The following is a 20,185-nucleotide window of genomic DNA, read 5'->3' as shown; positions in this document are numbered from 1 at the left end:
CGCTCAGCCCTGCACGAGCGTCACAGACCGAGTCCGGTCTGTGTGGAACCCGGCAGAGACGGACCGACCGGCCTCGAGGTCGGTCGTGGACGCCTGGGCCATCGAAGCGCCCTCCATGGCGCGCGGAACGGGGTGGTGCCGACGGGTTCCGACACACCCGGGCATCGCTCAGGCGGCCGGGTAGTCGGCGCCGACCGTGACGTCCCGCCAGGTGTCGAAGCCGGCCCGGAGCGTGGCGAGTCGCGCGGTGGCGATGTCGTACGCGGCCTTCCCCAGCAGCAGACGCAACGGGGGCTCGGGTGACTCGACGGCGTCGATGACGGCCGCGGCCGCCCGCAGCGGATCGCCCGGCTGGTGGCCGTAGGTGGCAAGAGTGGCGGCACGCCGCGCGCCGGCGGTCGCCGCGTAGTCCTCGATCACGGTGGCCGACTGGCGCATGGAGGGGCCGGACCAGTCGGTGCGAAAGGCGGCGGGCTCGACGATCGTCACCCCGATGCCGAGCGGGGCGACTTCGGCGGCGAGCGACTCGGACAGTCCCTCCACCGCGAACTTGGTGGCGTGGTAGTAGCCGGTGGCGCCGAAGGCCGCCAGGCCTCCGAGGGAGGAGATGTTCACGATGTGACCGGCCCGGCGGGCACGCATGCCCGGCAGGACGGCCCGGGTGGTCTCCACGAGCCCGAAGACGTTGGTGTCGAACAGCGCCCGGACGTCCGCGTCCTCCCCTTCCTCGACGGCGGCGAGATAGCCGTAGCCGGCGTTGTTCACCAGGACGTCGATCCGCCCGAACTCCGCTTCCGCGCGCTCGACGGCTTCGGCGACCTGAGCGGGATCCGTGACGTCGAGGGCCAGGGCGAGGGCCCGGTCGCCGTGGCCGGCGGCCAGGCCGGCGACGGTGCGCGGATCGCGGGCGGTGACCGCCGCCCGGTGGCCGCGTTCGAGGAGGGTGGTGGCGAGGGCGCGGCCGAGGCCGCTGGAGCAGCCGGTGATGAACCAGACGGGTGTGCTGTCGTTCATGTGCGAAAGTCCTTGGTTGATTCAGCAGTCGTTTCGGTGGGGTGCTGCTCGCCCGCGCCGAGGCTGCCCAGCAGGCTGAGCGCCTGTTCGGACGGGCTGCCCGGGGCCGCCTGGTAGACGACGAGTTGCTGGCCGGGGGCGCTGTTGACGGTGAGCGACTCGTAGTCCAGCGTCAGTTCCCCGACCTGCGGGTGCCGGAAGCGTTTGGTCTCACGGGTCTTCTGGCGGATGTCGTGGCGGGCCCAGAGTCGGCGGAACTCCTCGCTCTTCAACGACAGTTCACCGACCGTCGCGATGAGCAGCGGGTCGTCGTGGCCGGTGCCGGCGGCGGCCCGCAGCCCGGCCGCCGTGTTGACCGCCACTCGGTCCCAGTCCGGGTAGAACTCCCGCGCGTCCGGGTCGAGGAAGACCAGTCGCAGCAGGTCCCCGCTGTGGGTGTGACCGGCGAACAGCCCACGCCCCAGGGCGTTGTGGGCCAGCACGGTCAGGCAGCGGCCCAGGACCACCGCCGGAGTGCTGTGCCAGCCCTCCATCATGCGCAGCAGGACCGGGCTCACCGGCTCCGGCCGCGTGCGGCCACGCGGGCGGGCGGCGACGGGGCGTGCCAGCCGGTGCAGGTGCTCGACCGCGTCGTCCTCCAGCCGCAGGGCCCGGGCCAGCGCGTCGACCACCTGCGCCGAGGGGTGCCGTTCCCGGCCCTGTTCCAGACGGACGTAGTAGTCGGCGCTCACCCCCGCCAGCATCGCGACCTCTTCCCGGCGCAGGCCCGCCACCCGGCGCCGGCTCCCGGCTGGCAGCCCCGACTCCTCGGGGCTGACCAGGGCACGCCGGGCACTCAGGAACCGGCCGAGCCGGTTGTCGCTGTCCATGCCGTCCACCGTAGGTCCGGCCGGGGGGCGGCGGGAGCCCGCAAGGTGGCCGCGCCACTCCTACGATCCGCTTTCCTCGGGACGGTGCGGCCTGGTCACGGGTGCACGCCGGACGCACGGTGGACGGCATGACACACACCTCTGACTCCCTCCCCCTCACCGGCCGCGTCGCGGTCGTCACCGGCGCCTCCAGCGGGATCGGTGCCGCGACGGCACGCCGCCTGGCGGACGGCGGTGCGAGCGTCGCGCTGCTGGGCCGCCGCGAAGACCGCCTCGAGGCGCTGGCCCGGGAACTGCGCCGCGACGCCCCCGGAGCCGTCCTGCCGGTCGCCGTCGATCTCACCGACGCCGAGGCCGTGCCGGAGGCCGCCCGCGCCGTCGCCGGGGCGCTCGGCACCGTCGACCTGGTCGTCGCGAACGCCGGCGTCATGCTCGGCGCGCCCTTCGAACGCGCCCGGTCCGACGAGTGGGACCGCATGATCGACGTCAATCTGCGGGGCCTGCTGCACACCTCCCGCGCCTTCGCCGACGGCCTCCTCGCCGTGGGCGCCCGCGGCGGCCCGGCGGACCTCGTCCACGTCGGCTCCGTGGGCGGGCACGCCCTCTTTCCCGACTGGTCCGTCTACTGCGCCACCAAGGCGGCCGTCGCCCATCTCACCCGCAACCTGCGTGCCGAACTCGGACCGCGCGGTGTCCGCGTGAAGAACATCGAGCCGGGCGTGACCGGCACCGAACTCGGGGCGGACATGCAGGACCTCGGAATGCGCGAGACCCTGTCCCGCCTGCGCTCCGGCGTGGGGCCCCTGGCCGCCGAGGACATCGCCGAGGCCATCGCCTTCGCGGTGTCGGCGCCGCCGCACGTCAATGTCGCTGAGATGGTCGTGGTACCGGTGCGGCAGGGGTGATCCGCGCCCCGTACAGCGCGCGGAGCTCGGGCACGCGGTTCTCCTCGTCAGGTGTGGATCCGCGTGAACGGGAAAGTCCGGCGATGTGGACGCGCTCCTGCTGACCTTCGGGCACAGCACCGCCGATCGGGACCGGATCGCCGATCTGCTGGGCCGCGCCGGCGTCACGGCCGTCGTGGACGTGCGGACCGCTCCCGGCAGCCGCCGCGACCCCGACCTGTCGCGGCGGCGGCTCGCCGAGTGGATGCCGGGCCGCGGCATCGCCTACCGGTGGGAACCCGCTCTCGGCGGGTTCCGCAGACCTCCCGTGGACAGCCCGGACACCGTGTGGCGCAACGCCTCCTTCCGGGGCTACGCCGCCCACACCCGGTCCCCCGAGTTCGTCACCGCGATGGACCGGGTGCTGCGCGAGGCCTCACACGGCCGCACCGCCGTGATGTGCAGCGAGGCGGTCTGGTGGCGCTGCCACCGCCGGCTGATCGCCGACTTCGCGGTGCTCGCCCGCGGCGTACCGGCTCACCACCTCATGCACGACGGGCGCCTCAGCGTCCACGCGCCGACGCCCGGCGCGCGACTGCGCGACGACGGGCTCCTCGTGTACGACGGTCACGACGGCAGCACAGGGCCGGGTCGCGGCTGAGCCCGTCAGTACAGCTTGTTGACCGCCGTGACGGTGGTGGCCTTGAAGTCGGACACCTGGGCGTGCTGGAAGTTGCCCATCTGGCCCCACAGGACCACCGTCACGGTCCTGCCGTCGCGGCCGACCGAGAACAGGCCGATGTCGGAGGAACCCCACGCCGAAGCGGTGTGGAGGCCGTAGACATGGGCGCCCTCCTCGACGTTCAGCCGGCCGTAGCTCTTCTGCGTCGCCGTGATGTCCGGGTCCTGCTCCATGAGCTTCTTCGCGCAGCCGGCGATGTCCTTGCGCAGCAGCGCCGCGAAGTCCTTGGCACGCTGCACGTCGCGCTCCACGACCGTGATCTGCTGGGCGCTGGTGTCGTACTCCGTCCAGTACGAGCGGTGGGAGGCGATGGACGGCAGGGCCTCGCCCACGCACACCGGCAGCGGGTCCGGCTGACCGGCGGTGACCGGACCGGCGTACCAGGGCGAGGTCGGGTGCGGCGGCAGTTCGGCCGGCTTCAGGAACCGGGGTGTGTCGTAGGCCGGTGCGGCGGCGGCCGGGACGGCGACCGCGGCGACACCGGCGGCGGCCGCCAGCGCGGCCACGGTGGTACGGATGCCTCGAGTACGGACCTGCATGTTTCCCCCATGGTCTTCGTGTGGATGCGCGGGCTTCCGCCCTTGCACCCATGAAGACCCGTCACCCTGCGCATACGTTGCCCTGCACACCTGCTACGGGTTCGTCCCGAATGTCACCGGCGCGCTACAGGGGTCCGCCCGCCGAAGACCGGCGCATGCGTGCGGCTGGTGGAGTCTCTGGGGAGACTGTGAGTAACCTTCGGCGAGCCCGGGGCGGACGATGAGGGGGCGGACGCAGGCGGCGCGGGCGCCGGTTGATCGCGGGCAGGGCGGCCTCTTGGGCGGGCCCGGGGCGGGCTTCAGGACAGGGTGAAGAAGATCATGGGGTTGTCCGTGCTGTCCTTGACGGAATGCCCCAGGGCGAGGCGCCGCTTGACGTCGTTCAGCCGGTCGTGGATCTCGGGGGCGTGCGCCCGGGACGCGGTGAAGTACCGGCTCCCCCGCTCTGCGAGCCAGCGCAGCACCACCGCTCCCTCGGTGAACGGCAGCGCCCGGCGCCCGTGGAACACGTCGTGGACGCACACGGGTATGCCGGGCCGCATGCGCGGCAGCAGGTGCCGGACGTACCAGCAAGCGAAGCGCGCCGAGTGCGCGGCGTCGATGAACAGGAAGTCCGCCGTGTCGGGGACCTTCTCCAGGTTCTCCCGCACGTCCCCCTGCGTGAACGTCCAGCGTCCCTCGGCGAGTCGGCCGGGCACCTCGCGCAGGACGTGGTCCACCACGTCGTACGAGTACAGGTGGCCCGTGCCGTTGTCCCGCAGGGCGCGCAGGATCCAGGTGGTGGACCAGCCGTGGAACGTGCCGATCTCCACCACCGTCTCCGGCCGCGCCTCGCGCAGCAGCAGATAGGTGATCTCCGCCTCGAGGTCGTCGAGTTGGGCCTTCATCGCATGCGGCGGCGCGAGCAGCACGCGCTGTTCCTCGCGGACCCGGTCGAGGTCGTCGGCGTAGGTGCGGTAGAGGCGGACGACGTGGTCGATGTCGAGGGGCTGGTGCATGTGGCGCTCCGTGCGTACCGGTCCGTGGTCAGGGCGGGGCGACGGTAGGGCGCGGGAGGCGGGCCGCACGTCACACCCGGGTGCCAAGTGCGGCGTCGCACCTGGGTATGACCCGAACGACAGGGGCCTGCCGGCTCAGTCGGCCGATCCGGGCACGACCAGCCCCGACTCGTAGGCCAGAACGACCAGTTGGGCACGGTCCCTGGCACCCAGCTTGGCGATCAGCCGGGTCATGTGGGTCTTGACCGTCTGCTCGGCCACCACCAGCGTCCCGGCGATCTCCGTGTTGGACAGGCCCCGCGCGACCAGCCCGAGGACCTCGGTCTCCCGGGGCGTGAGGCCGTTCAGCCGCAGCCGGGCCTGCCGCCTTGCCCGGGGGCGGCGGCGGGTCATGTCCTCGATGAGGCGGCGTGTGACGGAGGGGGCGAGCAGGGCGTCACCGGCTGCGATCACCCGGACGGCCTGGACGAGTTCGGCGACCGGGGCGTCCTTGAGCAGGAAGCCGCTGGCGCCGGCCTGGAGGGTCTCGTAGACGTAGTCGTCGAGGTCGAAGGTGGTCAGCATCAGCACCTTGGGCCGGTGCGTCACGCCCGGCGGCGGATCGAGCAGCCGCCGGGCCGCCTCGAGACCGTCCATCTCCGGCATCCGGATGTCCATCAGCACCACGTCGGGGTGGGTGCTGCGGCAGACCTCCACCCCGCGCCGGCCGTCGGGCGCCTCCCCCACGACGTCGATGTCGCTCTGCGCGGACAGCAGTGCGGCGAATCCCGAGCGCACCATGTCCTGGTCGTCGACGACGACCACTCGTACGACCATGTTCACTTCTCCCGTTCCGGCACGCGAACCCGTGCGGCCCGGCCACCCGTTGCCGGGGACGGCGGACAGCGGCCCACTCTGTGCCGCGGCGCGGGGCCGCCGCCTCGGCCGAACGGCCACGACACACCGGTCCGACCTGCGACGGCTCGGCCGAACGACGGATGCAGCCGTCCCGCGCCGGGCGCGCGCCGCCCGGCCAAACCGTGATCCCCTTCACACCGGCGCGGGGACAGGCCCGGGCCTTACAGGGCGTAAAGCGACCGAAGAATGGATATGGGCTATACGGCGAAACGCGGGGAGTGTCGGACGTGCCCGGATGCCGGGCGCGTGCCGCTACAGGGGAGGGAGCGCGCATGGACGACCAACCCTTGTATCTCGAACCCCGACTCGAACCACGGCTCAGGTCGCTCCTGGCGGCGGCCGGGACGCTGCACTCGCTCACCGACGGGCTCGGTTCACCGCTGCACGTCGTGGTGCCGGACCAGATCGCCGAGAACCTGGAGCGGTTCCGGTCCGTGTACCGGGCACACCACCTGTCCGGCCAGGTCTACTACGCCCACAAGGCGAGCCGGTCCAGTGCGCTGCTGCGCCGGCTCGCCGCCACGGACGCGGGCGTGGACGTCGCGTCGCTGGGCGAGTTGCAGCACGCGCTGGGGGCCGGTTTCACCGCCGACCGGATCACGGCCACGGGGCCGAAGAACCCCGAGTTCCTGTGGCTCGCGGCCCGTACGGGCGTGACGGTCGGAGTCGACGGCGTCGACGAACTGGACCGGCTCGCAGCGCTGGTGCGCAAACACACGCTTGCCCCGGTGCGGGTGCTGCTGCGGCTGTCGGGTTTCGAGACGTCGGGGGTGAAGGTGCTGAGCCGGCGCAGCCGTTTCGGCACGCCCGTACGGGAGTTGGATTCCCTGCTGGAGGCGGTCGAGCGGCACGGCGACGCGGTCGAGCTGACGGGGGTGGCCTACCACCTGGACACCACGAGCGTCGCGGAGAAGGCGACCGCCCTCGAAGGTTCCCTGGCGGCCCTGGAGGCGTGCCGGAGCCGGGGGCTGCGGCCCCGGGCCGTCGACATCGGGGGCGGGTTCGGCGTCAGTTACCTCGCCGAGCGGGAGCAGTGGGAGGCGTACACGAGCGCGCTCACGGCCGCGGTCCTGGGCCGCCGCCCGCCGCTGACCTGGGGCGGGCACGGTTACGGGCTGCGCAACGAGTCCGGCACCGTGCGCGGCGTGCTCGGCCTCTACCCCGCGCACCGGTCCGTCGCCGGAGCGGCCTATCTGGACGAGCTGCTGGCCCAGCCCGCCGCCTCCCTGGGCGGGCGCCCGCTGGCCGCGTTGCTGCTGGAGCACCTGTACGACCTGCACAGCGAGCCCGGCCGGGCGCTGCTGGACCAGTGCGGCCTGACCCTGGCGAGGGTGCTGGAGGTCCGCTCCCAGGAGGCGGGCGGCGCACTGCTCGTACGACTGGCCGCGAAGGCGGACGACATCGCCCTGGAGGACCACGGAGTGCTGATGGACCCGGTCGTCATCCCCAGGAGCGGAGCCGGGCCGGGCGAGGGGCCCGTCGCCGTCCACCTCTTCGGCGGCCTGTGTCTGGAGACCGATCTGATCACCCGGCGCACGGTCTTCCTGCCGCGCCGCCCGGTCCCCGGCGACCTGCTGGCCTTCGCCAACACCGCCGGTTACGCCATGGACTTCCACGCCACCCGCGCCCAGCATCAGCCCGCCGCCCGCAAGGTCGCCGCCTGGCAGGACGGCGACGTCTGGCGCTGGTGCCTGGACGACCAGTTCTGGCCGATCACGCCCTCGGGGGGAGCTCAGTGAGGTACGACAGCATCACCGATGCGATAGGCAACACCCCGTTGGTACGGATCGACCCGGCCGTGCACGGCCTGCGCAACATCGACCTGTTCGCCAAGCTGGAGATGCTCAACCCCTTCGGCTCGGTCAAGGACCGGGCGGCCTGGAACATGGCGCGCCCGCTGCTGAACCAGGCGGTCGAACACGGCAGCCAGGTCGTGGAGTTGTCCAGCGGCAACACGGCGAAGGCGCTGGCGGTCGTCGCGGGCATGCACGGCCTGGGCTTCAAGAGCGTCACCAACCGGATGCGGGTGCCGGAGATCAAGGACCTGCTGCTGCTGCTCGGCGCTCAGATCGAGGAGCTGCCGGGGCAGAGCGAGTGTCTGGACCCGACCGCGACGGACGACCCGCTGACCCTCTTCCACCGCACGCTGTCCGCTTCCGGCAATACCTACCTGCACACCGACCAGTACTTCAACCCGCGCAACACCGAGGCGCACCTCACCGGCACCGGCCCGGAGATCGTCAAGGACCTGGACGGCCGCGTGCCGGACTGGTTCGTCGCCTGCGTGGGCACGGCCGGTTCCTCCACGGGCGTGGCCCGCGCGCTGCGGGAGGAGGACCCCTCGGTGCGGGTGGTCGGACTGGTGGCGGCCAAGTCCGACTTCATACCCGGGATCCGCACCATCGACGAAGTGCAGGAGGTCGGCCTGTTCGACCCGGAGACGTACGACACGATGGAGTCGGTGAGCTCCGACGAGGCGATCGAGGGGATGCTGACCCTGAACCGCCGCTGCGGCATCCTGGGCGGGCCGACCGGAGGCGCCGCCTACCACGGGGCCGTCCGTCATCTGCGCGCTGTCGACGAGGAGTTGACCGAGCGCCGGACCGCGGTGTTCATCGTCTGCGACCGCGTGGAGAGCTATCTGAGCTACGTCCGGCAGCGGCGGCCCGACCTGCTGGGCCGGCCGCCCCGGAAGAACTCGCCGGCCGATCTGACGGACGCGGAGGTCGGCGGGACGCCGTCGGTCACGGTGGCCGAGGCCCGGCGGTGGATCGCGGCCGAGGGGCCGCTCGTGGTCGACCTGCGCAGCCCGTTCGCGTACGCGGCGCTGCACATCGACGGTTCGGTCAACATCGTCGACGAGCTGTTCGCCGAACTCCTCCAGGGGGGCCTGCCGTTCAGCCGGAGCCGGCCGGTGCTGCTGGCGTGCCCGGTGGGCGAGCAGTCCGCGCGGTACGCGGCGCTGCTGACCCGGATGGGCCATCCCGACGTCCGCAGCCTGGCCGGCGGCATCATCGCCTGGCGGGACGCGGGCGCGCCCCTGGTGCGGGACTGACCGCCATGACCGCACCCGCGATCCGCGACGATCTGCGCCAGTGGCAGCAGGCGCTGCGCGACCAGTTCCCCATCGTCACCGGGCACCCGGAGCTGGCGTACCTGGACAGCGCGGCGACGGCACAGAAGCCGCAGGCCGTCCTGGACGCCGTGCAGAGGTATCTCACCACCAGCAACTCCAACGCGGCACGCGGTACCTACACATGGGCCAACCGGACCACCGAACTGGTCGAGCGCACCCGCGAGCGCGTCGCCCGGTTCCTCGGGGATCACCAGACCGAGCGCTCCGCCGTCCACTTCACGAGCGGCACGACCGAGGGGCTGCGCTCGATCGCCCGCGACTGGCTGCCGGGGTTCCTGCGCGACGGCGACGAGATCGTCGTACCGGACGCCGACCACCAGGCCAACATCGAGCCGTGGCGGGAGGCCCAGCGGCTGCTCGCCCGCGAGGGCGTGCACGTCCGGGTGATGCCGATGCCGTACCAGAGCGGTTCCGGGGACTACGACCACCGCGCGCTGGCCGAACGGGCCGGCCCGCGCACCCGGTTCGTCGCCACCACCCATGTGCACCATGTCTACGGCGGCGACATGAACGTGCAGCGCATCCGCCGGGCGGTCGGTCCGGACGCGGTCATCTGTCTGGACGCGGCGCAGAGCGTGGGGCATCTGCCGGTGTCCGTGGCCGAGTTGGACGTCGACTTCGTCGTCCTCTCCGGGCACAAGGCGCTGGCCCTGCCCGGTACCGGGGCGGTGTGGGCCCGGCAGGAACGCGGCCCGGCGTTCACGCCCGGCGGGTGGAGCGGCACCCCGAACACCGTGGGCATCGCCTCCCTCGAAGCGGCCCTGGACTGGCTGGACGCCGCCGGTGTGGAACGCGTCGAGCGCTGGACGGTCGCCCTGGCGGCCCAGCTCACCGAGGGGCTGCGCCATCTGGACGCCTACGAGATCCTCGGCTGCCCGCTGAGCCTGGCCGCCGACTCGGCCGTGCAGCGGCGCCAGGGCATCGTCACCCTGCGGCACCGCGCCATCGACTCGGGCGACCTGGGCTTCATCCTCTTCAGCCACGGTTTCATGGTCCGCTCGGACAACCACTGCCAGGGCGAAGCGGGCGAGAGGACCGGTTCGGTCCGTGTGAGTCTGCACGTATACAACACCGTTGAGGAGATCGACCGGCTGCTGTCCGTCCTCGCTTCACTCCAGTGACTCCCCCAACTAGGCATAATGGGAACCGTTTCCACCTGTAGGCTCGGTCCGGAAAGAGTCAGGTGCGAGACGGCAAGGTGGCGCGACCGGATGGGACTGAGTCTGGCGACGGCGGAGCGGTGGGTGGAGCGCTGGGAGCTCCAGCAGCAGCGGTACGCGGTCGACCGCGAGGAGCGGTTCACGGTGATCGCCGATGTCGTCGAGCACGTCACGGCCGGGCAGGACTCCCGGCCCCTCGCCGTCGACCTGGGCTGCGGGCCCGGCTCACTGGCGGCCCGGCTGGTCCGGCGGCTGCCGGACGCGGAGATCGTCGCCGTGGACCGGGATCCCGTGCTGCTGGAGCTGGGCCGGACCCACCACCCGGACGCGGCCCGCTACGTCGACGCCGAGATCGGCGCACCCGGCTGGACCTGGGCCCTGAAACTGGACCGGCCCCTGGACGCGGCCGTCTCCACGACGGCCCTGCACTACCTCGACCGCGACACCCTGCTGCGCGTCTACCGGCAGCTCGCCGCGCTGCTGCGGCCCGGCGGTGTCCTGGTCAACGGCGATCACCTCCCCCAGGACGACACGGGCCCGGCCGGGATCGCCGCCCATGTCGGGCAGTGCCGGGCCGACCGGCAGCGGGTGTTCGCGCACGAGGACTGGGGCTCCTGGTGGGCCGCCGTCGCCGACGACCCCGAGCTGACGGACCTGCTCGCCGAGCGCCGCCGCCGCGAGGCGCCTCCGAGCACCGGCCGCCCCGCCGAACTCCCCCTCTCCGCCCATCTGGAGCTGCTGCGGCAGGCGGGCTTCGCCACGGCGGGCCCGGTCTGGCAGTACGGCGAGAGTTGCGTGGTCGTCGCGGTTCGCTGACCCGGCGTCACCCCTGCGCCGCCCTCGACTGGCGGGCGGCGCGAGGCACCCGGACAATACATGCAGGAATCGCTATATGTTAATGTCGCCATGACGGCCCGGCCGAAGCGCCGCGGGCAGCACCAGCACACGCAAGGAGCCACCCCATGACCACCGCCCAGCACATCACGCACGAGAACCACGCGCACACTCACGGCGACGACTGCGGCCATGCCTCCTTCGCGCACGGCGACCACACCGACTACGCCCACGACGGCCACATTCACCGGATGCACGACGGCCACGTCGACGAGTGCGCGAACGGCGGCCACGCGGTGCACCAGAACCACGACCACCAGCACGGTGACGACTGCGGCCACATGGCCGTGCGGCACGAGGACCACACCGACTACGTGCACGACGGCCACCGGCACGCTGCCCACGAGGGACACTGGGACGACCACTGACGAGCCCCGCCCCACGGCGACCGTCCGGGCAAACTGGAAATCGTTGTCATATGCTAATGTGTGCATATGATAACGACGCCCTCTCCCTCGACGGACGATCCGGACCAGACCCTGCACGCGGCCAGCGAGCTGCTGCGCGCGCTGGCCTCGCCCGTACGGCTGGGCATCGTGCGGGAGCTGTCCGCCGGCGGGAAGTACGTCCATGAGCTGGTGACGGCTCTGGGGGTGAGCCAGCCGCTGGTCTCCCAGCATCTGCGGGTGCTGCGGACCTCCCGGATCGTCACCGCCCGGCGTCAGGCCCGCGAGACCCGGTACACCCTCACCGACGACCACGTGGCGCACATCGTGCTTGATGCCATCCGGCACGCGCAGGAGTAGCGCACCGGGTGCATCTCGTCGCGGGTTACGGGACGAGCGGGCGGACGCCCTCGGCCACGAAGCGGACGAAGCCCTCGGGGTCCGGCTCGTCGCCGGTGGGTTCGAGGACGACGGTGTCGGCACCGGCGGCGACCAGGCGCTGAACGGCCTCCGCCACCGCGGCGGCGTCGCCGGCGACTCCCAGGCCGGGGACCTTGTCGGTGCCGGAGGCGGTGCGCTCGGCCTGGAGGCGGGCGGCGGCGTCCGGCCCGGTGGCGGTGAGGAGATAGACCACCACCCGGTGCGAGCCGGTGCGACCGGCCGTCGCGCGGCCCTCGTCGATGAGCCGGCGGGCCTCTCGCACGCCGTCCGGCGGAATGGCCTCACTGAGCAGCGTTCCGTCGGCGGCCTCGCCGGACAGGCGCAGGGAGCGGGGGCCGGTGACGCCGGCGAGCACCTCGGGAGCGGTGGGCGGGGGCCAGTCGAGGCCGACGTCGTCCAGTTTCACGTACCGCCCGTCAGTGGTGACCCGCTCGCCGCGCAGCAGCCCCCGGAGCGCCTCGAGGTACTCGCGCAGCAGCGTGACCGGCGACTCGGCGCGCGCTCCGGCCTGTCCCATCCAGTCCTGCACGCCGTGCCCGACGGTCAGCGTGAAGCGCCCCGGGAAGAGCCGGTCCAGGGTGGCGGCCTCCATCGCGGTGAGGGCGACGTTCCGCAAGGGCACGGGCAGCAGTCCGATGCCGACCCGCAGCCGTTCGGTCCAGGCGAGCGCGGCGGACGCGGTGGCGATCCCGCCCTCCAGGAAGCAGTCCTCCCAGAACCACAGCTCCTCCAGCCCCGCCGCCTCGGCGGTGCGGGCTATGTCACGCAGTTTCTCGGGGGGCAGCTGAGGCCGGAAAACAGCACCAAGAGTCGTCATGGGCCCTTACCTACCCTTGGTGCTCCCGGGTGAACAACTGCTTTACGCTGCTGGGATCTTGACGCCGTGAGACTCCTCGTCGGCGGAAGCGCACGTCACCGCCCGCCCCGGACCGGACCGGTGAGCTCCCCGCGAACCCGGGCCGCTCACCGGTCCGTTCACCGTGGTGTTCAGTCCTGGGTCAGGGTGACGGCCTGGCCGTGCGTCGCGTGGAAGTGGGGCAGCGGCAGGCCGCTGAAGGTACGCAGTTCCATCAGGGTGGCCTCGACGTGGGCCGCGCCGGGCGCGAGCGCGCCGGGCATGGGACGGCCCGTGTTCACCCAGCGGTGCTCCGCGCCGTCGCACACGGCCCGGGTGCCGCCGATGCCGTGACGGGTGGTGGAGACGCCCTGGCTCACGGAGGAGCTGACGAAGACCGGGCCGCTGGAGCTCTGGCAGCGGTAGGTACCGGAGAAGGTGACGGTGCCGTCGGCGGCGATCCGGCCCACCGAGTCGACTGTCACGGCCTCGTACGCGACGGGTGCCGCGGTGGCGGTCGCCGCGGTGGCGGTCGCCGCGGTGGCGCCGGTGAGCAGGAGCAGCGCGGCACCGGCCGCCGCGCCGAGAAGGGGACGTAGACGCATGGGGGAACCTCCCGAGAGGAGTGGAACGGCGGCTTCCACTCGTACCGGGCCTTCGGCCCGACACCGGTGACCCTCACCCCTTCGGTGGCGAGTCCGCCGCGTCCTTACGGCAGCACCGCGAAGCCGTCCAGTTCCACCAACGCCTCCTCGTCCCACAGCCGGACGACCTCGACGACCGCCATGGCCGGGTAGTGGCGGTCCGCCAGTCTCCGCCAGAGGCGGCCCAGTTCGCGGGCGTGGGCGCGGTACTCGGCGACGTCCGTGGCGTAGACGGTGACGCGGGCCAGGTCGGAGGGGGTACCGCCGGCCGCGGTGAGGGCGGCCAGCAGGTTGGTGAGGGCCCTCTCGAACTGTTCCGTCAGGGTCGCGCCGGCCACCTTGCCGTCGCCGTCGAGGGCGGTCTGCCCCGCCAGGAACACGACCCTGGACCCGGAGGCCACAACGGCGTGCGAGAAGCCCGCCGGCGGGGCGAGGCCGGGCGGGTTGACGCGTTCGGTGGTCACCGGGCCTCCTGGTGGGCTGCGTACAACTCCTTGGCGATGATGCCGCGTTGGACCTCGCTGGCCCCTTCGTAGATGCGTGGGGCGCGCACCTCCCGGTAGAGGTGTTCGAGCAGGTGACCACGTCGCAGCGCGCGGGCGCCGTGCAACTGGACGGCCGTGTCGACGACGTACTGCGCGGTCTCGGTGGCGAGCAGCTTCGCCATGGCGGCGCGCCGGGGCACGTCCGGGGCGTCCTCGTCGTACGCCGTCGCCGCCGCGTAGACCATCAGCCGGGCCGCCTCCGTGCGCAGGGCCATCTCGGCGACCTGGTGGGAGACGGCCTGAAGGTCCCTCAGCTTGCCGCCGAAGGCGTCCCGCCCGGCGGTGTGCGCGAGGGTCGCGTCGAGCGCCGCCCGGGCCATGCCGACGGCGAAGGCGCCGACACTGGGGCGGAACAGGTTGAGCGTCCCCATGGCGACCCGGAACCCCCGGTCCACCTCCCCGAGCACGTCGTCGGCCGTCACCGGCACGGCGTCGAAGTCGAGCGCGCCGATGGGGTGCGGGGAGAGCATGTCGAGCCCGGCACCGGTCAGCCCCGGCCGGTCGGCCGGCACGAGAAAGGCCGTGACGCCGCGCGCCCCTGCCCCCGGGGTGGTCCGGGCGAAGACGGTGTAGAAATCGGCCTCGGGGGCGTTGGAGATCCAGCACTTCTCCCCTGTGAGACGCCAGCGGGTGGGGCCGTCGGGGGCGGCGGCGAGCTCGGCGGGGGACGTCGAGTCGTGGGCCACGTGAGGTGAGTCGTGGACCAGGTGCGGTGAGTCGTGGGCATCGCGCGGCGAGTCGTGGACCGCGCGCCCGGATCCCGGAGAGCCGCCGGCAGGAGCCCGAGTGCCCTCGGTTGCGCCGCCGGACGCCGCCCCCGGTGAACCACCATCGGACCCCACCCCCGGTGAGCCGTCCGGCTCAGCCCGCAACCCCAGCGCCGCCGCATCCGACCCCGCCCCCGGCTCACTCAGCGCGAACGCCGCCACCGCGCTGCCGTCGGCCACGCGAGGGAGCCAGCGGGCACGCTGGGCCTCCGTTCCGTGGGCGTGGACCGGGTGGGCGCCCAGGCCCTGGAGGGCGAGGGCCGTTTCGGCTTCCGTGCAGGCGTAGGCCAGGGACTCGCGCATCAGGCACAGGTCGAGCGCGCCGCAGGTGAAGAGCCGGCCGAGCAGGCCGAGGCCGCCGAGTTCGGCGAGCAGGGCACGGTTCACACGGCCCGGTTCGCCCTTCTCGGCCAGCGGGCGGAGCCGCTCCGCGGCGAGGGCGCGCAGCTCGGCGCACCAGGCGAGTTGTGCGGGTTCGAGCGAGAATGCGGTCATCGCCGGTCCCTTCTCCGCCACCCCTGCCTCCGGCCGGGCCACTCCGAGGTTATCGCGGACCGTTGACTGTCGTCACCAACACGATACGCTCCAGAGGCGAGCCCACCACGCCAAGGGGGCGAATCGTATGAATCCACGGGGTACGGCCCACGTCGACACCTTCGCCCGTGACCATCTGCCACCCCCGGACCAATGGCCCGAGCTCCGTTTCGACCTGCCGGAGCTGCGCTACCCCGAACGGCTCAACTGCGCCGCCGAACTGCTCCACGGCCCGCCCGGCGACCGCCCGGCGTTCCTCACCCCGGCCGGAGAGCCGTGGACGTACGCCGAGCTGCGCGCCCGCGTCGACCGTGTGGCGCACCTGCTCACCGGCGAACTCGGCGTCGTCCCCGGCAACCGGGTGCTGCTGCGCGGCCCCACCACACCGTGGCTCGCGGCCTGCTGGCTGGCCGTGCTGAAGGCGGGGGCCGTCGCGGTCACCGTGCTCGCCCAGCAGCGCCCGCACGAGCTGAGCACGATGTGCGAGATCGCCCGCGTCCGGCACGCGCTGTGCGACGTCCGGGCCGTCGACGACCTCGCCAAGGCCGAGATCCCCCACCTGCGGATCACCACCTACGGCGGCGACGCCCCCGACGACCTCCTCAACCGCCCGGCGCCCGGCACCCCGTACGAGGCCGTCGGCACGGCGGCCGACGACGTCGCGCTGATCGCCTTCACCTCCGGCACCACCGGCCGTCCCAAGGGCTGCATGCACTTCCACCGGGACGTCCTGGCCATCGCCGACACCTTCTCCCGGCACGTCCTGAAGCCCGACGCGGACGACGTGTTCACGGGCAGTCCCCCGCTCGGCTTCACCTTCGGGCTCGGCGGGCTGGTGGTCTTCCCGCTGCGGGCCGGGGCGAGCGCACTCCTGCTGGAGCAGGCCGGTCCCGGGCAACTGCTGCCGGCCATCGCCCGCCACCGGGTGTCCGTGCTGTTCACGGCCCCTACGGCGTACCGCGCGATGCTCGGCGAGCTCGACGGGTACGACGTCTCGTCCCTGCGCCGCTGCGTCTCGGCCGGCGAGAACCTGCCGGCGGCCACCTGGCGGGCCTGGCACGACCGCACCGGCCTGCGCGTCATCAACGGCATCGGCGCCACCGAGCTGCTGCACATCTTCATCTCCGCGGCCGACGAGCGGATCCGGCCCGGCACGACGGGCGTTCCCGTGCCGGGCTGGCACGCGCGCGTGCAGGACGAACACGGCGAGCCGGTGCCCGACGGGGAGCCGGGGCTGCTCGCGGTGCGCGGACCGGTCGGCTGCCGCTACCTCGCCGACCCGCGCCAGCGGGAGTACGTACGAGGCGGCTGGAACATCACCGGCGACACCTACGTCCGCGAGGCCGACGGCTACTTCCGGTACGTCGCCCGCGCCGACGACATGATCATCTCGGCCGGGTACAACATCGCCGGGCCCGAGGTCGAGGACGCGCTGCTGCGGCACCCGGACGTGGTGGAGGCGGCGGTCGTGGGACGGCCCGACGAGTCCCGCGGGCAGGTCGTGGTGGCCTTCGCCGTCCTCAAGGAGGGCGCGCAACGGGACGCCGGAGCGCTGCGCGCCTTCGTGAAGAGCGAGCTGGCGCCGTACAAGTGCCCGCGCGAGATCGTCTTCCTGGACGCGCTGCCGCGCACGGCCACCGGCAAGCTCCAGCGGTTCAGGCTGCGCACGGGAGAGCTCCCGGACGGCGGCACCGAAAGCGACCGGGAGTGACCCGAACGACCTAAGATGATCAACGTGTCCGACCAGCATGCACCACGGTCTCTCATCGTCACGCTCTACGGCGCGTACGGCCGCTTCGCGACGGGCCCCGTGCCCGTCGCCGAACTGATCCGGCTGCTCGCGGCGGTCGGGGTCGACGCCCCGTCCGTACGCTCCTCGGTGTCGCGGCTGAAGAGACGCGGACTGCTCGTGCCCGCCCGCACCACCCAGGGCGCGGCCGGGTACGAACTGTCGCCGGACGCCCGCCAGTTGCTCGACGACGGCGACCGGCGCATCTACGCCACGGCTCCTCCCGAGGACGAGGGGTGGGTACTCGCCGTGTTCTCCGTGCCGGAGTCGGAGCGGCAGAAGCGGCACGTGCTGCGCTCCCGGCTGGCCGGTCTCGGTTTCGGCACGGCCGCGCCGGGCGTGTGGATCGCGCCCGCGCGGCTGTACGAGGAGACCCGGCACACCCTCCAGCGGCTGCGGCTCGACGCGTACGTCGACTTCTTCCGCGGCGACCACCTCGGCTTCGCCCCGACCGCGGAGGCCGTCGCCCGCTGGTGGGACCTGGCCGCCATCGCCAAGGAGCACGAGGCGTTCCTCGACCGCCACGCGCGCGTGCTGCACGCCTGGGAGAAACGCGAGGACACCCCGCCGGAGGAGGCCTACCGCGACTACCTCCTCGCCCTGGACTCCTGGCGCCACCTCCCCTACACCGACCCCGGCCTGCCGTCCGAACTGCTCCCGGAAGACTGGCCGGGCACCCGCTCGTCGGCGGTGTTCCAGGGACTGCACGAGCGGCTGCGGGACGCGGGCGCCGAGTTCGTGGGGCTGCTCAGCTCCCCAGAGTGAGCCGCGGCTTGGGCGCGTCCGTGCGGCCCGTCTGGGGGCGGCGGCTGCCCGCGCGGTAGGGGGCCGGCCAGACGGCGCCGGGGCCCGTGTAGCCCTGTTCGCCGGCCGCGTGCAGTGTCCAGTGCGGGTCGTAGAGGTGGGGGCGGGCCAGGGCGCACAGGTCTGCACGGCCCGCAAGGATCAGGGAGTTGACGTCGTCCCAGGAGGAGATCGCCCCGACCGCGATCACCGGGATGCCGGTGGCGCCCCGGATCCGGTCCGCGAAGGGAGTCTGGTACGACCGCCCGAACTCGGGCCGTTCGTCCGCCACGACCTGACCCGTCGACACGTCGATCGCGTCGGCGCCGTGCGCGGCGAAGGCCCGGGCGATCTCGACGGCGTCCTCGGCCGTGGTCCCGCCGTCGGCCCAGTCGGTGGCGGAGATCCGGACGGTCATGGGCCGCTCCCCCGGCCAGACGTTCCGTACGGCGTCGAACACCTCCAGCGGGAAGCGGAGCCGCTTGTCCAGCGAGCCGCCGTAGGCGTCGGTGCGGCGGTTGGTCAGCGGGGAGAGGAAGCCGGAGAGCAGATAGCCGTGGGCGCAGTGCAGTTCGAGCAGGTCGAACCCGGCCCGGGCGGCACGGCAGGCGGCGGCTGCGAACTGCTCGCGGAGGTCGGTGAGTTGCGCGCGGGACAGCTCGCGCGGGACCTGGCTGAACCGCTTGTACGGCAGCGCGGACGCGGCCACGAGCGGCCAGTTGCCCTCCTCCAGCGGCTCGTCCATGCCCTCCCACATCAGCTTCGTGGAGCCCTTGCGGCCGCTGTGGCCGAGCTGCACGCCGATCGCGGTGCCGGGCGCCCGCTCGTGCACGAAGTTCGTGATCCGCTTCCAGGCCTCGCCCTGCCGGCCGGTGTAGAGGCCGGCGCAGCCGGGCGTGATCCTGCCCTCCGCGCTGACGCACACCATCTCGGTCATCACCAGCCCGGCCCCGCCCATGGCCCGCGCGCCCAGGTGGACGAGGTGGAAGTCGCCGGGGACGCCGTCGACCGCCGAGTACATGTCCATGGGTGACACGACGACCCGGTTGCGCAAGGTCAGGCCCCGCAGCCGGAACGGCGTGAACATCGGGGGCGTGCCGGGCGGGCAGCCGAACTCCCGCTCCACGGCCTCCGTGAAGCGGGAGTCGCGCAGCCGCAGGTTGTCGTGGGTGACGCGGCGGCTGCGGGTGAGCAGGTTGAAGGCGAACTGGCGGGGCGGCTGGTCCAGGTACAGGGCGAGGTTCTCGAACCACTCCAGGCTGGCCCGGGCCGCGCGCTGCGTCGAGGCGACGACGGGCCGCCGCTCCGCCTCGTACGCGGTCAGGGCCTTCTCCAGTGAGTCCTGTTCCTCCAGGCAGGCGGCGAGGGCCAGGGCGTCCTCGACGGCGAGCTTGGTGCCGGAGCCGATGGAGAAGTGAGCGGTGTGGGCGGCGTCGCCGAGCAGGACGACGTTGCCGTGCGACCAGCGGTCGTTGACGACCGTGCGGAAGGTCGTCCAGGTGGAGTTGTTCGACTTCAGGGGGCGGCCGCGGAGTGCCTCCGCGAAGATCTTGGCGCAGCGTTCGATCGACTCGGCTTCGCCGAGCTCGTCGAAGCCGGCCGCGTGCCAGACCTCTTCGCGCATCTCGATGATCACGGTGGAGGCGTCCGGCGCATAGGGGTAGCCGTGGAGCTGCATCACGCCGTGTTCGGTCTCGGCGATCTCGAAGCGGAAGGAGTCGAAGGGGAAGTCGGCGGCGAGCCAGATGTAGCGGCAGCGGTGTGGGGTGACCCGGGGGCGGAAGACGTCCGCGTGAGCCTCGCGGGTGCTGCTGTGGATGCCGTCCGCGGCGATGACCAGATCGTGGGTCCGCGGGAGGTCGTGCGGGGCCTCGGTGTGGAAGCGGAGGTCGACGCCGAGTTCGCGGCAGCGGGTGTGGAGGATCTCCAGGAGGCGTTTTCTGCCGAGTGCGGCGAATCCGTGGCCGCCCGAGGTGTGCCGTACGCCTCGGTGGACGATGTCGATGTCGTCCCAGCGGATGAAGTGGCTCTGGAGGGCCTCGTAGACGTGGGGGTCGGCGTGCTCTATGCCGCCGAGGGTTTCGTCGGAGAGGACCACGCCGAAGCCGAAGGTGTCGTCGGGGGCGTTTCGTTCCCAGACGGTGATGTCGCGGGTGGGGTCGAGGCGTTTGAGGAGGGCGGCGGCGTACAGGCCGCCGGGGCCTCCGCCGATGATGGCCACGCGTAGGGGGTGGCTTGTGTCGGGGTGCGGGCGCGGGTGCGTTGTGGCTGGTCGCGCCCCGCGGCGGAGCCGCATATCGACACAGCCCCGCGCCCCTGAGGGCATGG

At 72.7% G+C, this 20,185-nt stretch carries 20 protein-coding genes; 10 read left to right on the top strand and 10 right to left on the bottom strand.

Annotated elements, in window-relative coordinates; translation table 11 throughout:
• Positions 1–168: 168 nt before the first annotated feature.
• The gene (locus QC385_RS12525; protein WP_279541371.1) at positions 169–1,014 is read right to left on the bottom strand and encodes an oxidoreductase; all 846 of its coding nucleotides are present in this window, start codon (positions 1,012–1,014) and stop codon (positions 169–171) included.
• The gene (locus QC385_RS12520) at positions 1,011–1,883 is read right to left on the bottom strand and encodes a helix-turn-helix transcriptional regulator (RefSeq protein WP_279541370.1); all 873 of its coding nucleotides are present in this window, start codon (positions 1,881–1,883) and stop codon (positions 1,011–1,013) included. The genes QC385_RS12525 and QC385_RS12520 overlap by 4 nt, the downstream gene beginning before the upstream one ends.
• Positions 1,884–2,011: 128 nt before the next feature.
• Here QC385_RS12520 and QC385_RS12515 point away from each other — a divergent pair, with 128 nt between their 5' ends.
• Positions 2,012–2,788, top strand: coding sequence for an SDR family oxidoreductase (locus QC385_RS12515; RefSeq protein WP_279541369.1), 777 nt, complete (start codon positions 2,012–2,014; stop codon positions 2,786–2,788).
• An 85-nt stretch (positions 2,789–2,873) separates the two neighbouring features.
• Positions 2,874–3,428 carry a DUF488 domain-containing protein gene (locus QC385_RS12510; protein WP_279541368.1) on the top strand — a complete coding sequence of 185 codons (555 nt, stop codon included), beginning with the start codon at positions 2,874–2,876 and terminating at the stop codon, positions 3,426–3,428.
• 5 nt (positions 3,429–3,433) lie between these two features.
• Here QC385_RS12510 and QC385_RS12505 read toward each other — a convergent pair whose 3' ends face one another.
• The 3 genes from QC385_RS12505 to QC385_RS12495 all read right to left on the bottom strand — a co-directional run bounded on the left by QC385_RS12505 (position 3,434) and on the right by QC385_RS12495 (position 5,862).
• The gene (locus QC385_RS12505) at positions 3,434–4,048 is read right to left on the bottom strand and encodes a hypothetical protein (RefSeq protein ID WP_279541367.1); all 615 of its coding nucleotides are present in this window, start codon (positions 4,046–4,048) and stop codon (positions 3,434–3,436) included.
• A gap of 299 nt (positions 4,049–4,347) precedes the next feature.
• Positions 4,348–5,046 carry a class I SAM-dependent methyltransferase gene (locus tag QC385_RS12500; protein ID WP_279541366.1) on the bottom strand — a complete coding sequence of 233 codons (699 nt, stop codon included), beginning with the start codon at positions 5,044–5,046 and terminating at the stop codon, positions 4,348–4,350.
• 135 nt (positions 5,047–5,181) lie between these two features.
• Positions 5,182–5,862, bottom strand: coding sequence for a response regulator transcription factor (locus tag QC385_RS12495; RefSeq protein WP_279541365.1), 681 nt, complete (start codon positions 5,860–5,862; stop codon positions 5,182–5,184).
• A gap of 353 nt (positions 5,863–6,215) precedes the next feature.
• Here QC385_RS12495 and QC385_RS12490 point away from each other — a divergent pair, with 353 nt between their 5' ends.
• The 6 genes from QC385_RS12490 (at position 6,216) to QC385_RS12465 (ending at position 11,879) form a co-directional block, all read left to right on the top strand.
• Positions 6,216–7,682, top strand: coding sequence for a Y4yA family PLP-dependent enzyme (locus QC385_RS12490; protein ID WP_279541364.1), 1,467 nt, complete (start codon positions 6,216–6,218; stop codon positions 7,680–7,682).
• On the top strand, positions 7,679–8,998 hold the full coding sequence (locus QC385_RS12485) for a pyridoxal-phosphate dependent enzyme (RefSeq protein ID WP_279541363.1): 1,320 nt from the start codon (positions 7,679–7,681) through the stop codon (positions 8,996–8,998). The genes QC385_RS12490 and QC385_RS12485 overlap by 4 nt, the downstream gene beginning before the upstream one ends.
• Before the next feature lie 5 nt (positions 8,999–9,003).
• Positions 9,004–10,200 (top strand): aminotransferase class V-fold PLP-dependent enzyme, encoded by a 1,197-nt coding sequence (locus QC385_RS12480; protein WP_279541362.1) that lies wholly within the window; start codon positions 9,004–9,006, stop codon positions 10,198–10,200.
• A 90-nt stretch (positions 10,201–10,290) separates the two neighbouring features.
• Complete coding sequence (locus QC385_RS12475; protein ID WP_279541361.1) at positions 10,291–11,055, top strand: class I SAM-dependent methyltransferase; 765 nt, start codon at positions 10,291–10,293, stop codon at positions 11,053–11,055.
• Positions 11,056–11,201: 146 nt separating this feature from the next.
• On the top strand, positions 11,202–11,501 hold the full coding sequence (locus QC385_RS12470; protein WP_279541360.1) for a hypothetical protein: 300 nt from the start codon (positions 11,202–11,204) through the stop codon (positions 11,499–11,501).
• A 66-nt stretch (positions 11,502–11,567) separates the two neighbouring features.
• Complete coding sequence (locus QC385_RS12465) at positions 11,568–11,879, top strand: ArsR/SmtB family transcription factor (RefSeq protein ID WP_279541359.1); 312 nt, start codon at positions 11,568–11,570, stop codon at positions 11,877–11,879.
• Positions 11,880–11,904: 25 nt separating this feature from the next.
• Here the strand turns inward: QC385_RS12465 and QC385_RS12460 are convergent, their stop codons facing one another.
• The 4 genes from QC385_RS12460 to QC385_RS12445 form a co-directional block, all read right to left on the bottom strand.
• A complete protein-coding gene (locus tag QC385_RS12460; protein WP_279541358.1) occupies positions 11,905–12,777 on the bottom strand; it encodes an LLM class flavin-dependent oxidoreductase in 873 nt (290 codons plus the stop codon).
• Between the two features lie 170 nt (positions 12,778–12,947).
• The gene (locus QC385_RS12455) at positions 12,948–13,400 is read right to left on the bottom strand and encodes a DUF6299 family protein (RefSeq protein WP_279541357.1); all 453 of its coding nucleotides are present in this window, start codon (positions 13,398–13,400) and stop codon (positions 12,948–12,950) included.
• Positions 13,401–13,504: 104 nt separating this feature from the next.
• Positions 13,505–13,903 (bottom strand): RidA family protein, encoded by a 399-nt coding sequence (locus tag QC385_RS12450; RefSeq protein WP_279541356.1) that lies wholly within the window; start codon positions 13,901–13,903, stop codon positions 13,505–13,507.
• A complete protein-coding gene (locus QC385_RS12445) occupies positions 13,900–15,246 on the bottom strand; it encodes an acyl-CoA dehydrogenase family protein (protein WP_279541355.1) in 1,347 nt (448 codons plus the stop codon). The genes QC385_RS12450 and QC385_RS12445 overlap by 4 nt, the downstream gene beginning before the upstream one ends.
• Before the next feature lie 127 nt (positions 15,247–15,373).
• Between QC385_RS12445 and QC385_RS12440 the strand changes: the two genes are divergently transcribed.
• Complete coding sequence (locus QC385_RS12440) at positions 15,374–16,996, top strand: AMP-binding protein (protein ID WP_279541354.1); 1,623 nt, start codon at positions 15,374–15,376, stop codon at positions 16,994–16,996.
• A 15-nt stretch (positions 16,997–17,011) separates the two neighbouring features.
• Positions 17,012–17,839: a PaaX family transcriptional regulator gene (locus tag QC385_RS12435; RefSeq protein WP_279541353.1), complete on the top strand. Its 828-nt coding sequence runs from the start codon at positions 17,012–17,014 to the stop codon at positions 17,837–17,839.
• Here QC385_RS12435 and QC385_RS12430 read toward each other — a convergent pair.
• Positions 17,823–20,183, bottom strand: coding sequence for a bifunctional salicylyl-CoA 5-hydroxylase/oxidoreductase (locus QC385_RS12430; RefSeq protein WP_443032898.1), 2,361 nt, complete (start codon positions 20,181–20,183; stop codon positions 17,823–17,825). The two genes, QC385_RS12435 and QC385_RS12430, sit on opposite strands and share 17 nt — an antisense overlap.
• Between the last annotated feature and the right edge of the window lie 2 nt (positions 20,184–20,185).

Origin of the sequence: Streptomyces sp. DH10 (assembly GCF_029813805.1) — a bacterium.
GTDB classification, from domain to species: Bacteria; Actinomycetota; Actinomycetes; order Streptomycetales; family Streptomycetaceae; genus Streptomyces; species Streptomyces coeruleofuscus.
Note: the sequence above shows the minus strand (reverse complement) of the source record. Positions and strands in the feature narration are given on the sequence as shown.